Source organism: Kitasatospora sp. NPDC059827 (assembly GCF_042731675.1).
Taxonomy (GTDB): Bacteria; Actinomycetota; Actinomycetes; order Streptomycetales; family Streptomycetaceae; genus Kitasatospora.
Genome location: NZ_JBHWIV010000002.1, coordinates 51445 through 63743, shown reverse-complemented (window position 1 = coordinate 63743; position 12299 = coordinate 51445). Strand labels below are relative to the sequence as shown.

At 73.7% G+C, this 12299-nt stretch carries 13 protein-coding genes; 10 read left to right on the top strand and 3 right to left on the bottom strand.

From position 1 onward, the window contains the following. Window positions 1-8: 8 nt before the first annotated feature. Complete coding sequence (locus tag ACFV8H_RS01515; RefSeq protein ID WP_360237083.1) at window positions 9-260, bottom strand: hypothetical protein; 252 nt, start codon at window positions 258-260, stop codon at window positions 9-11. A gap of 91 nt (window positions 261-351) precedes the next feature. Next, a complete protein-coding gene (locus tag ACFV8H_RS01510) occupies window positions 352-1215 on the bottom strand; it encodes an EamA family transporter (RefSeq protein WP_380396030.1) in 864 nt (287 codons plus the stop codon). A gap of 555 nt (window positions 1216-1770) precedes the next feature. Between ACFV8H_RS01510 and ACFV8H_RS01505 the strand changes: the two genes are divergently transcribed. Further along, the gene (locus tag ACFV8H_RS01505; protein ID WP_380396158.1) at window positions 1771-3330 is read left to right on the top strand and encodes an APC family permease; all 1560 of its coding nucleotides are present in this window, start codon (window positions 1771-1773) and stop codon (window positions 3328-3330) included. A 120-nt stretch (window positions 3331-3450) separates the two neighbouring features. On the opposite strand, the gene ACFV8H_RS01500 is transcribed toward ACFV8H_RS01505, so the two are convergent. Further along, window positions 3451-5076 carry an FAD-dependent oxidoreductase gene (locus ACFV8H_RS01500; RefSeq protein WP_380396029.1) on the bottom strand — a complete coding sequence of 542 codons (1626 nt, stop codon included), beginning with the start codon at window positions 5074-5076 and terminating at the stop codon, window positions 3451-3453. A 303-nt stretch (window positions 5077-5379) separates the two neighbouring features. Here ACFV8H_RS01500 and ACFV8H_RS01495 point away from each other — a divergent pair, with 303 nt between their 5' ends. The 9 genes from ACFV8H_RS01495 (at window position 5380) to ACFV8H_RS01455 (ending at window position 12203) form a co-directional block, all read left to right on the top strand. Further along, window positions 5380-6546, top strand: coding sequence for a SchA/CurD-like domain-containing protein (locus tag ACFV8H_RS01495; RefSeq protein ID WP_380396028.1), 1167 nt, complete (start codon window positions 5380-5382; stop codon window positions 6544-6546). Window positions 6547-6578: 32 nt separating this feature from the next. Then, on the top strand, window positions 6579-7022 hold the full coding sequence (locus tag ACFV8H_RS01490; protein WP_380396027.1) for a cupin domain-containing protein: 444 nt from the start codon (window positions 6579-6581) through the stop codon (window positions 7020-7022). After that, on the top strand, window positions 7019-8275 hold the full coding sequence (locus tag ACFV8H_RS01485) for a beta-ketoacyl-[acyl-carrier-protein] synthase family protein (RefSeq protein ID WP_375885935.1): 1257 nt from the start codon (window positions 7019-7021) through the stop codon (window positions 8273-8275). The genes ACFV8H_RS01490 and ACFV8H_RS01485 overlap by 4 nt, the downstream gene beginning before the upstream one ends. Before the next feature lie 5 nt (window positions 8276-8280). Next, window positions 8281-9522 carry a beta-ketoacyl synthase N-terminal-like domain-containing protein gene (locus tag ACFV8H_RS01480; RefSeq protein ID WP_375885933.1) on the top strand — a complete coding sequence of 414 codons (1242 nt, stop codon included), beginning with the start codon at window positions 8281-8283 and terminating at the stop codon, window positions 9520-9522. A 43-nt stretch (window positions 9523-9565) separates the two neighbouring features. Next, window positions 9566-9826, top strand: coding sequence for an acyl carrier protein (locus ACFV8H_RS01475; RefSeq protein WP_375885930.1), 261 nt, complete (start codon window positions 9566-9568; stop codon window positions 9824-9826). Window position 9827: 1 nt separating this feature from the next. Further along, entirely contained in the window at window positions 9828-10283 is a 456-nt protein-coding gene (locus ACFV8H_RS01470; protein WP_380396026.1) for an SRPBCC family protein, read from the top strand. Between the two features lie 32 nt (window positions 10284-10315). Continuing rightward, a complete protein-coding gene (locus ACFV8H_RS01465; RefSeq protein WP_030287701.1) occupies window positions 10316-10609 on the top strand; it encodes a TcmI family type II polyketide cyclase in 294 nt (97 codons plus the stop codon). 323 nt (window positions 10610-10932) lie between these two features. Continuing rightward, the gene (locus tag ACFV8H_RS01460) at window positions 10933-11400 is read left to right on the top strand and encodes a hypothetical protein (protein WP_375885925.1); all 468 of its coding nucleotides are present in this window, start codon (window positions 10933-10935) and stop codon (window positions 11398-11400) included. A gap of 110 nt (window positions 11401-11510) precedes the next feature. After that, a complete protein-coding gene (locus tag ACFV8H_RS01455; RefSeq protein WP_380396025.1) occupies window positions 11511-12203 on the top strand; it encodes a class F sortase in 693 nt (230 codons plus the stop codon). Window positions 12204-12299 lie beyond the last annotated feature (96 nt).

Below are 12299 nucleotides of genomic sequence, written 5' to 3'. Positions count from 1 at the left end.
CGGCCGTGTCACTCGAACCCGGGGCGCGGGTTCGGGTTGACCGCCTGGCCGTCGATCTCCGCCCCCCAGGCGTCCACCCCACCGGCGTCCACGCAGTAGCCGCTGCCCTCGACGTGCCCGCCCGCGGCCCGGCAGGTGGCGGCGGTGACGTCGCGCCGGGCGGCCCCCGCCGCCGAGGCGGTGGGGGCCGCGGCCCCGGCGGCGAGCAGGACGGCGGTCGCGGTCGTGACGGCCACCCGGGCCGCGCGTGAGGTCATCATGCGGCCCACGACAGCACGGCGGCGCGCCCCCGGCGACCACAGCTCGCCCGCCCGGGTGCACGCCGCCGCGCCACGCCGCCCGCGCCGCCCGCTACCCGCGGGCCAGGGCCGCGATCGCGGCCAGCAGCAGTGCCGAACCGGCCACCAGGCCCGCGGTGACCGGCTCGCCGAGGAACAGCACGCCGATCACCGCCGCCGTGGCCGGCTCCAGCAGCACCAGCACCGAGGCGGTGGTGCCCGGGACGGCCGTCAGCCCGGAGAAGTACCACCGGTAGGCGAGCAGCGTGGGCACCGTCCCGAGGAACAGCAGCGCTCCCCCGGTCAGCGCCGGCTGCCCGGTACTGGGCAGCACGCCCTGGAACGCCGCGAACGGCAGCAGGCAGAGCAGGCCGGTGACGAAGGCGCCCCGGTCGGCCCGGGCCGACCCGCCGGCCCGGGCCCACAGGGTCAGTCCGCTCTGGCCCGCGCCCGCGACCACCGCCAGGCCGACGCCCAGCACCGGCCGGGGCCCGGCGGCCGGGGACGCCACCAGCAGGGCCAGCCCGCCGAGGGCGAGCGCGACGGCGGCCACCGCCCGCCCGGTGAGGCGTTCGCCGAGCAGCAGGTGCCCGCCGAGGCCGGTGAGCACCGGCCCCGCCCCGATGGTGACCAGGGTGCCCAGTCCCAGCCCCGCGCAGTGCACGGAGGCGAAGTAGGCGCACTGGCTGACGGCCAGCCCGAGGCCGGTCAGCACGGCGGAGCCGCGCCCGCCGCCGGAGGCCCGCCCGGCCCCCGAGGGAAGCAGTGCCAGACAGAGCGCCGCGACGCCGAAGCGCCAGCAGGAGACGGCCACCGGGCCGAGCCCGCTGGTGCGCATCAGCAGCGCGGCCACGGCTCCGCCCGCCCCCCAGGCGACGGCGGCGGCGGAAATGGACAACAGGCCGTGCCGGAACGGCACGGCGGTGCAGGAGGTCATGCGTCGGTACTCCACGATGGCTCGCCGGTTCGGGTCCGCGGGGTACGCGGGCGGCGGTCATCGCCCCGGCGCCGGGGGCGCTGCCTCCCGGCCGGGTCCGATCGGTGCGCCGCCCGCTAGCGGACCGGCGGCGGCAGGATCACGAAACGCACGCAACCAGCCTACGCCGCGCCCGCGGCGGCATGGCTATGCGATTCACGTCATTCCCATAAACGAGTGGGGTGATCCATATTGCCGGACCGGACGGCGAAGCTCAATTGCCGCTCAAATACTGAACCTACTCGCGAGTCACGTAACACGCCCATGAACAGACGGCCCCCTACCTGCACGGATATCTGGCAAAGAAAGTAAACATTCAGCAATGGAATCTGTGCAGAGGTCTATGAATAGCCCTACTGTGTGGCAACTCTCCGCGCTCCGCCCACCCCGGAGCCCCCACACACAGAGAGATCATCCATGGCTTCCCTCAACCAGATCTCGCCGCCCGGCCAGAGCTCCGGCACCACCGGGACCGCACACCGGTCGCTCAAGCGCCACGTCGGACTCATCGGCCTCATGTGGGCCTCGGTCGGCTCGATCATCGGCTCCGGCTGGCTCTTCGGCGCGAAGAGCGCCGTCACCGCCGCCGGACCGGCGGCCGTCATCTCCTGGGGCATCGGCGCCGTCGGAATCGTGCTGCTCGCGCTCGTGCACGCCGAGCTCGGCGGGCTCTTCCCGGTCTCGGGCGGCACCGCGCGCTACCCGCACTACGCCTTCGGCGGCCTGGCCGGCATGTCCTTCGGCTGGTTCTCCTGGCTCCAGGCGGCCACCGTGGCACCGATCGAGGTCGAGGCCATGATCGGCTACGCCAAGGACGTGCCCTGGGCCAGCGGACTGCAGCACGCCAACGGCACCCTGACCACCAGCGGATTCATTGTCGCGACCATGCTGATGGCGGTGTTCGTCGCGGTCAATTTCCTCGGCGTGAAGGTCCTCGCCCGGACCAACAGCATCGCCACCTGGTTGAAGATCTTCGTTCCTCTGCTCACGATCTTCATGCTGGCGATCACCAGCTTCCACGCCTCCAACTTCACCTCGCACGGATTCGCCCCGTTCGGCGCCAAGGGCGTGCTCGCCGCGATCAGCACCAGCGGCATCATCTTCGCCCTGCTCGGCTTCGAGCAGGCCATCCAGATCGCCGGTGAGAGCCGCAACCCCAAGCGCGACATCCCCCGCGCCGTGCTCGGCTCGGTCGCCATCGGCACCCTGATCTACACCCTGCTGCAGGTCGTCTTCATCGGCGCACTGCCGGTCACCGCCTTCGCCAACGGCTGGGCGAAGCTGGACTTCCCCGGCATCGACGGCCCGTTCGCCGGCCTGGCCACCCTGGTCGGCATCGGCTGGCTGTACTACGTGCTCAAGGTCGACGCGGTGATCTCCCCCGCCGGCACCGGCCTGATCTACACCACCTCCACCTCGCGCATCTCCTACGGCCTGAGCCGCAACGGCTACGCGCCGCAGAAGTTCGAGCAGCTGGACCGGAACGGCGTGCCGTGGTTCGGCCTGATCCTGTCCTTCGTGACCGGCGTGATCTGCTTCCTGCCCTTCCCGAGCTGGCAGCAGCTGGTCGGCTTCATCACCTCCGCCAGCGTGCTGATGTACGCCGGCGCCCCGCTGGCCTTCGGCGCCCTGCGCCGCCGGCTGCCCGACCGCGAGCGTTCCTACCGGCTGCCGCTGGGCGGCGTGATCTCCCCGGTCTCCTTCGTGGTCGCCAGCCTGATCATCTACTGGGCCGGCTGGCAGACCCTGTCCCGCCTGGGCATCGCCATCGTGCTCGGCTACGCCCTGCTCGGCGGCTACGCGGCGTACGCGATCAAGAACCGCCTGCCCAACGCGCCGCGGCTCAACTGGAAGGCCGCCCAGTGGCTGCCGGTCTACCTGCTGGGCCTCGGCCTGATCTCCTGGCAGGGCGGCTTCGGCAACGGCACCGGCCTGATCCCGCTCTGGTACGACATGGCGCTGGTCTCGGTGTTCGCGCTGGCGATCTACTACTGGGCGATCCGGGTGGCGCTGCCCGCCGAGGAGATCGAGCGGGAGGTGGCCGACGTCGAGGTGGTCGACGCGGGCGGTCACTGACCGCCTGAGCACCCCCTGTGACCCCCGAGACTCCTGACCCATGACACCCGGGACCTGACACCCGGGACCTGACAGGACGGGCCCGCCGGGCGTGACGACCGGCGGGCCCGTCCGCGTGCGTCAGAGGTCCAGCACCGCCCGCAGCGCGGCCTCCACCTCGGCCTCCGGATCCTCGACCGGGCCCGGCGAGCGCCAGGCGACGAAACCGTCCGGGCGCACCAGCAGCGCACCGCCCGGGCCCACCCCGTGCAGGGCGGCGAAGTCGCTGCCCGGCTCCGGCGCCAGGTCGTCCTCGGCGCCGTCGCCGATCCGGTAGGCGTCCAGCGGGACGGCCAGCCGGTCCGCCGCCCGCCGGGCGCCCTGCTGCCAGGCCGCGCCCTCGGGGTCGGTGAGCAGCACCATCGCCTGCTCGTACAGGTCCAGCGTGGACAGCCGCACGCCCGCGCACAGCAGCCACTGGTGCGGGGCCCGGCTGCCCGGCTCGCCCGACGACTCGAACTGCTCCGGGACGACCGCGCCCCGCGGGTCGGTGCCGACCACCGCGCCCCGCGGGTAGCGGTAGCCCAGCGCCACCGACAGCACCCCGGCCTGCCGCCCGACGCCGGGGACGACCGCGTAGCCGGGGTGGCTGTGCTCGGCGGAGCGGGCCGAGGCGCGCTCGCCGGTGACCTCGGCGACCGGGCGGCGCTCCTGCCCGTACGTCTCCAGCAGGCCGGGCCCGGCCCAGCCGCAGAGCACCGCGGCCAGCTTCCAGGCCAGGTTGTGGGCGTCCTGGATGCCGGTGTTGGAGCCGAACGCGCCGGTCGGGGACATCTCGTGGGCGGAGTCCCCGGCGAGCAGGACCCGGCCGACGCCGTACCGCTCGGCGACCCGTTCGGCGGCGTGCCAGGGCGCCTTGCCGGTCACCTCGACGTCCAGCTCGGGCAGGCCGACGGCGGTGCGGATGTGCCGTTCGCAGCGCTCGTCGGTGAAGGCCTCCAGGGGCTCGCCGTGCTCGGGGTGCCAGGGCGCGTGGAAGACCCACTCGGACTGGTTGTCCACCGGCAGCAGCGCGCCGTCCGCCTCCGGGTTGGTCAGGTAGCACGCGATGAAGTGCCGGTCGCCGACCACGTCGGCCAGCCGCTTGGCCCGGAAGGTGATGCTGACGTTGTGGAACAGCTCGCCCTTGCCGGTCCGGCCGATGCCCAGGCCGGTCCGGACCGGGCTGCGCGGGCCGTCCGCGGCGATCAGGTACTCCGAGCGCACCACCCGCTCCTCGCCGGTCTCCCGGCTGCGCAGCACCGAGGTGACGCCGTCGGCGTCCTGCTCGAAGGACATCAGCTCGGTGCTGAACCGCAGGTCCGCGCCGAGGTCGCGGGCCGACCGCAGCAGCACCGGCTCCAGGTCGTTCTGACTGCACAGGCACCAGGAGCTGGGGCTGAACCGGGCCAGCCGCCCGCCCGGGTCGATCTCCCGGAACAGCCACTCCTGCTCCTCGCCGGTCAGCGAGGGCGCTTGCAGGATGCCGTGGTTCGGGGCCAGTACCGAGGCCGCCTCACGGATCGCCGGCTCGATCCCGGCCACCCGGTACAGCTCCATCGTGCGGACGTTGTTGCCGCGCCCGCGCGGGTGGTGCGAGGTGTCGGCGTGCTTCTCGACCAGCAGGTGCCGGACACCCAGCCGACCGAGGAACAGCGAGGCCGACAGCCCGACCAGGGAGCCGCCCACGATCAGGACCGGCACCCGTTCGTCCACCTTCGGATTCATCAATTGCTCCACCCTGTAAGGGGATTCCGCGGCCCGGCGACTGGACTCGGCGCCGCCCTGGACGGGCCCGCTCAGCCGGGGCCCCGCTCTTCCATCCCCCGCCCGAGGGGGCCTGTGCCGCCCCTTCGCCCGGATGGCCCGCAAATCTCGCGCCGCGCCCGGTCGGCCGCTCACGATCGACCTCAGGCCTGGCGCCGAGCGCCCCGGGCCGACCGCCACCGCACCGCCCTCCCCCAGCCGGGAGCACCCGCCGGACGCGGCCGCCACGGCCCGCCGCGTGCGGCCAAGAGCAGAAAGTGGATCATGACGACTCTGTCCGAACCGCAGCCGAAGCAGCACGAGGAATCCGACACCCGGCTGAGGGTGGTGCTGATGCTGGAGATCCAGGACGGCGCCCAGCAGCGTTTCCTCGACGTCTACGAGCAACTGCGCCACCAGGTGGCCTCGGTGCCCGGCCATGTCAGCGACCAGCTGTGCCAGTCCATCAACGACCCCCGCCAGTGGCTGATCACCAGCGAGTGGCGGGACCAGGAGACCTTCCTGCAGTGGGTGGACAGCCCCGCCCACCGCGAGATGGTCAAGCCGATGCACGGCTGCGTCAGCGACAACTTCCGCTCGCTGCGCTACGCGGTGCTGCGCGAGACCTCGGCGGCCGGGTCCACCGGCACCAGGGCCCCGATGGAGGTGCCGCCCGGCCTGCCGCGCAGCGAGCCCGCCGGGCACGTCGGCCCGCCGCGGGCCGACCCGGGCCCGGACGGCGTGGTGCGCCACGCGCTGACCTTCACCGTCAAGCCCGGCAGCGAGGCCGAGGTGGCCCGGATCCTGTCCGGCTACACCTCGCCCCGGGCCGAGGTGGACGAGCACACCCGGCTGCGCCGCACCTCGCTGTTCATGCACGGCAACCGGGTGGTGCGCGCGGTCGAGGTGGTCGGCAACCTCGGCGACGCGCTGCGCCACGTGGCGATGCAGCCCGAGGTGCGGGCGGTCGAGGAGGAGCTCAACCCGTACCTGGAGGAGGCCCGGCAGCTGGGCGACCCGCAGTCCGCCCGGGCCTTCTTCGCCAAGGCCGCGCTGCCCGCCCGGCACCAGGCGATCGCCAGCTCCCCCTCCTCCGGGCGGCTGCACCGGCACGCCGTGCTCTACCCGGTGCGCCCGGGCCGGGGGCCGGCCGTCGCCGAGCTGCTCTTCGACCACGACAACCTCGCCACCGCCGACCCGACCGGCCCGGTCGCCGCGGCCATCGTCTTCCAGCGCGAGGACACCGTGGTGCGCCTGGTCGACCTCCGGGTGCCGGCCGAGGCCGAGGCCGCCGCCGCGCTCGGTGTGGCCGGCGACCAGGAGGCCGCCGAACTGGCCGCCCTGCTCGACCTCGGCCCCGCCGGGGACCTGCGCACCGCCGCGGGCCTGGGCGCGTTCCTCGCCGCCCGCGCCATGAGCCCGGTCACCGACCGCAGCTCGCAGAACGACTGACACCCGGCCAGCCCTCCCGGAGGAAAGCCATCATGACCACGCAGTTCCCGCCGATCATCAACGTCGACGAGGCCCCGGAGAACCGCCGCCACGGCGCCCTGTTGCGCACCATGCTCACCCCGCCCAGCTGCGGGGCGACCAGCGGCTTCATGGGCCTGGCCATCATCGCGCCCGGCGAGCGGATCAACGAGCACTACCACCCGTACTCCGAGGAGTTCGTGTTCGTCGTCTCCGGCGACCTGGAGGTCGACCTGGACGGGGAGACCCGGCCGCTCAAGCCCGACCAGGGCCTGATGATCCCGATCAACATGCGCCACCGCTTCCGCAACGTCGGCGACACCGAGGCCCGGATGGTCTTCCACTGCGGCCCGCTCGCGCCGCGCCCCGACCTGGGCCACGTGAGCACCGAGGAGGCCGCCGGCGCCGGGGAGTCCGCCCCCGCCGGCCCCCCGGAACACGCCAAGGTGGCCTCGTGACACGGCGGGTCGCCGTCACGGGGATCGGCGTGGTCGCGCCCGGAGGGATCGGGATCCCCGCCTTCTGGGACCTCCTGACGGCCGGCCGCACCGCCACCCGGGGCATCACCCTGTTCGACCCGGCCGGGTTCCGCTCCCGGATCGCGGCCGAGTGCGACTTCGACCCGGCCGCCCACGGGCTGAGCCCCGAGGAGGTCCGACGGGCCGACCGCTACGTGCAGTTCGCGATGGTCGCGGCCGCCGAGGCGGTCGCCGACGCCGGGCTGGACCTGGCCGCCGAGGACCCGTGGCGGATCGCCGTCTCGCTCGGCACCGCCGTCGGCGGCACCACCCGGCTGGAGCACGACTACGCCCTGGTCAGCGCCTCCGGCGCGCGCTGGGACGTGGACCACCGGCACGCCGAGCCCCACCTGCACCGGGCCTTCGCGCCCAGCACGCTGGCCTCCGCGGTGGCCGAGCGGGTCGGCGCGCACGGCCCGGTGCAGACCGTCTCCACCGGTTGCACCTCCGGCCTGGACGCGATCGGCTACGGCTTCCAGGCGGTCGAGGAGGGACGCGCCGACATCTGCGTCGCCGGCGCCTCCGACTCCCCGATCTCGCCGATCACCGTCGCCTGCTTCGACGCCATCAAGGCCACCAGCGAGCGCAACGACGACCCGGAGCACGCCTCCCGCCCCTTCGACGCCCACCGGGACGGCTTCGTCCTCGGCGAGGGCGGCGCCGTCCTGGTGCTGGAGGAGCTGGAGCACGCCCGCCGCCGCGGCGCCCGGATCTACGGCGAGATCGGCGGCTTCGCCACCTTCGGCAACGCCTACCACATGACCGGCCTCACCACGGAGGGGCTGGAGATGTCACGGGCGATCGACCACGCGCTCGACCACGCCAAGGTCGACCGCGGCGACGTCGACTACGTCAACGCGCACGGCTCGGGCACCAAGCAGAACGACCGGCACGAGACCGCCGCGGTCAAGCGCTCGCTGGGCGGCCACGCCTTCGAGACGCCGATGAGTTCGATCAAGTCGATGGTCGGGCACTCGCTGGGCGCGATCGGCGCGATCGAGGTGGTCGCCTGCACCCTGGCACTGGCCCACGGCGTGGTGCCGCCGACCGCCAACTACGAGACTCCGGACCCGGAGTGCGACCTCGACTACGTGCCGCGCACCGCGCGCGAGCTGCCGCTGAGCCACATCCTCTCGGTCGGCAGCGGATTCGGCGGATTCCAGTCCGCCGTCGTGCTCAACAGAACGGGGTGAGTTCCATGACGTCACGTCAGCAGGGCCGCCGGGCGGTCGTCACCGGTCTCGGCGTGGTGGCGCCGAACGGTGTCGGGGCCGACGCCTTCTGGAAGGCCACCAGGCAGGGCGTGAGCGTCCTCGACCGGATATCCCGCGAGGGCTGCACCGAGCTGCCGCTCAGGGTCGCGGGCGAGGTGCGGGAGTTCGAGCCGCAGTCGGTGATCGACAGCCGCTACCTCGTGCAGACCGACCGCTTCACCCACTACGCGATGGCCGCCGCCGACCTGGCGGTGGCCGACGCGGGGTTCCGGCCCGATCCCGAACGGCCCTTCGCGGTCGGCGTGGTGACCGCGGCCGGCTCCGGCGGCGGCGAGTTCGGCCAGCGCGAGCTCCAGCAACTCTGGGGCCAGGGGCCGCGGTTCGTCGGCCCGTACCAGTCCATCGCCTGGTTCTACGCGGCCAGCACCGGCCAGATCTCGATCCGCGGCGGCTACAAGGGCCCGTGCGGGGTGGTCGCCAGCGACGAGGCCGGCGGCCTGGACGCGCTCGCGCACGCCGCCCGCTCGGTCGAGCGCGGCACCGACGCCGTGGTGGTCGGCGCCGCCGAGGCCCCGCTCGCGCCGTACTCCATGGTCTGCCAACTCGGCTACCCCGAGCTGAGCCTGGCCGACCGGCCGGAGGCCGCCTACCTGCCGTTCACCGCGCAGGCCTGCGGCTTCGCCCCCGCCGAGGGCGGCGCGATGCTGCTGCTGGAGGACGAGTCAGCGGCCCGCCGGCGCGGCGCCGCCGTCCGGGCCCACCTGGCCGGACACGGCGCCACCTTCACCGGGGCCTCCCGCTGGGAGCAGTCCCGGGAGGGACTGGCCGCGGCGATCCGGATCGCGCTGGACGAGGCCCGGATCGCGCCCGAGGAGATCGACGTGGTCTTCGCGGACGCGCTCGGCGTCCCCGCCGCCGACCGGGCCGAGGCCCTGGCGCTGGTCGACGCGCTCGGCCCGGCCGCCGAGCGCGTCCCGGTCACCGCCCCCAAGGCCGGCACCGGGCGGGCCTACTGCGGCGCCCCGATGCTGGACGTCACGGCCGCCGTGCTCGCCATGGAGGACGGCGTGCTGCCGCCCACCCCCAACGTCACCGAGGTCTGCCACGACCTCGCCCTGGTGACCGGCCGCGCCCGCCCGGCCGAACTGCGCACCGCGCTGGTGCTCAGCCGCGGGCTGATGGGCTCCAACTCCGCGCTGGTGCTCCGCCGCGGGGAGCCGACCTGACCCCCGCACCCCCGATCCACTGGACCTCCTCGAAGGGAACCCCGTGAGCAACACCCTCAGCTATCCCGAACTGGCCGCCCTGCTCCAGGCCCGGGCCGGCGTCACCGTCGCCCCGAACGACCTGGAGCAGCCGGGCGCGCAGTTCGACGACTTCGGCGTCGACTCGCTCGGACTCCTCGGCATCGTCGGCGAGTTGGAGAACCGGCACAGCCTCAAGGTCACCTCCGGCGCCGAGTCCGCCAAGACCCCGGCCGAGTTCCTGGAGCTGGTCAACACCTCCCTCGCCGCGAAGGCCGGTGCCTGAGATGCCCGGACACACCGACAACGAGATCGTCATCAACGCCCCGCTCGACCTGGTCTGGGAGATGACCAACGACCTGGAGAACTGGCCGGACCTCTTCAGCGAGTACGCCTCGGTCGAGGTGCTGGAGCGCGACGGCGACCGGGTGCAGTTCCGGCTCACCATGCACCCGGACGAGAACGGCCAGGTGTGGAGCTGGGTCTCCGAGCGCACCACCGACCGGTCGTCGCTGGAGGTCAACGCCCGCCGGGTCGAGCCCGGACCGTTCGAGTTCATGCAGATCCGCTGGGAGTACGCCGAGGTCCCGGCCGGCACCCGGATGCGCTGGGTCCAGGACTTCGCGATGAAGCCCACCGCGCCGGTGGACGACGACGGCATGGTCAACCACATCAACAAGAACTCCCGGATCCAGCTGCAGCTGATCCGCGAGAAGGTCGAGAAGCGGGCGGCCGAGCAGTGACCGGCGCCCACCGCGCCCTGATCGTCGCGCGGATGAAGCCCGAGGCCGCCCCGGACATCGCCGAGGTGTTCGCCGACTCCGACCGCGGCGAACTGCCGCACCTGATCGGCGTCACCGGGCGCAGCCTCTTCCAGTTCGGCGACGTCTACCTGCACCTGATCGAGGCCGACCGCCCGCCGGGCCCAGCCGTCGCCAAGGTCCTCGGCCACCCGGAGTTCCGGACCGTCAGCGACCGCCTGACCGCCTTCGTCCAGGCCTACGACCCGGCCACCTGGCGCGAGCCGAAGGACGCCATGGCGCGCGAGTTCTACCGCTGGGACCGCTGAGCCGCGTCCCCGCTCCGCTCTGGGCCCGCCCCCGGCACCACGCCGGGGGCGGGCCCATGCGCGCGCCACGCCGGGGGCGGGCCCGTACGTGCGCGCACCACTACCACCCCGCCTCGAATCCGAATCACCCGGATCGCCGGGCCACCCGGGTGAACACGCCCCGGACTCCACCCGAAGGGCGCACTCTCCGTACCGGCGCTGCCACGCTCGGGTGGCAGGCGGCCCCACCGTGGTTGACGGTGGATCAGGCGCCACTTGTTCGCGAGTCCCCTGACCGGCACCGTGCCGGCGGTCGCGACCCACGCGCCGGAAGGATCATCCTCATGCGTTCTGCACGCACGCTGCTCGCCGGAGCGGCCGTCGCCGCCGTCCTCACCGTCGGCACCCCCATGGCCTTCGCCGACGGCTCCTCCTCGGACCAGGGCAAGAACCTCACCTGGCAGGAGAAGCAGCCCGAGAAGGGCGGCTCCGACAGTTCGAAGGGCTACGACGACAAGAGCTCCGGCGAACACAAGGGTTCCGACAGCAAGGGCTCCGACGGCAAGAGCTCCGGCGAGCACAAGGGCTCCGACAGCAAGGGCTCCGGCGAGCACAAGGGCTCCGAGGGCAAGGGCTCCGACGGCCGGGAGGAGGAGCACACCCCGCACGGCGGCGTGCACACCGGCGGCGGCGGCCTGGCACTGTCCGGCGGCGGCCTCGCCTCCGGCGCGGTGCTGCTGCTCGGCGGCCTCGGGGCCGGTGCGATCGCGCTGCGCCGCGGCCGTCGCACCTCCGGCGCCGCAGCCGTCTGACGTCCGCCACCGCCGCCTCTGGGCGCTCCCCCCTCCCGGGCGGGGCGCACGGGGGCGGCGGGCCGTTGCGGAACAGGCTCCCCACGAAGCACTTCGAGCGGAGGACACGGATGACCGGCGGTCCCGGCTCCGGAATGCCCAGGCTGCTGCGCGGCGGGATGGGCGCGGCAGCGGTCGGCCTGCTGCTGATCTACAACTCGGTGGACACCGGAACCGCCGAGGACCAGGCGGCCGGCCAAGCCGCTCCCCCGGCGGCTGCCGCCCCCGCCGTCCCGGGCCCCGCGGCGGCCACCGACGGCGCCACGGCCCCGGCCGCGGCGCCGGGCGCACCGGTGCTCAAGCGGTCCAAGCCGACCCGGCTGCGGATCCCGCAGATCGCCGTCGACGCCCCGTTCACCGAACTCGCCCTGGGCCCGGCCGGACAGCTCAACGCACCCCCGCCGGACGACAAGAACCTGGTCGGCTGGTACCGCGACGGCGTCACCCCGGGCGAGCGCGGCAGCTCGGTGGTCGCCGGCCACGTCGACACCACCAAGGGCCCGGCGGTCTTCCTGCTGCTGAGCCTGCTGCTGCCCGGCAACAAGGTCGAGGTGAGCCGCGCCGACGGCACCGTCGCCGTCTTCTCGGTCGACAACGTGGAGACCTTCGCCAAGAACGCCTTCCCCGACCAGAAGGTCTACGGCAGGACCCCGGACGCCCAGCTCCGCCTGATCACCTGCGGCGGCACCTACGACAAGAAGCGCCGGGACTACCTGGACAACGTGGTGGTCTTCGCCCACCTGGAGTCCTCCCACAAGGCCTGAACACCCCGACGGCCGCGGGGACCCCCCCAGGGGGGGCAGCGGCCCTGGGGGGTTGCGGGAGGGGGGGGTGCCCCCGGCGGGGGGCGACGATGCGGG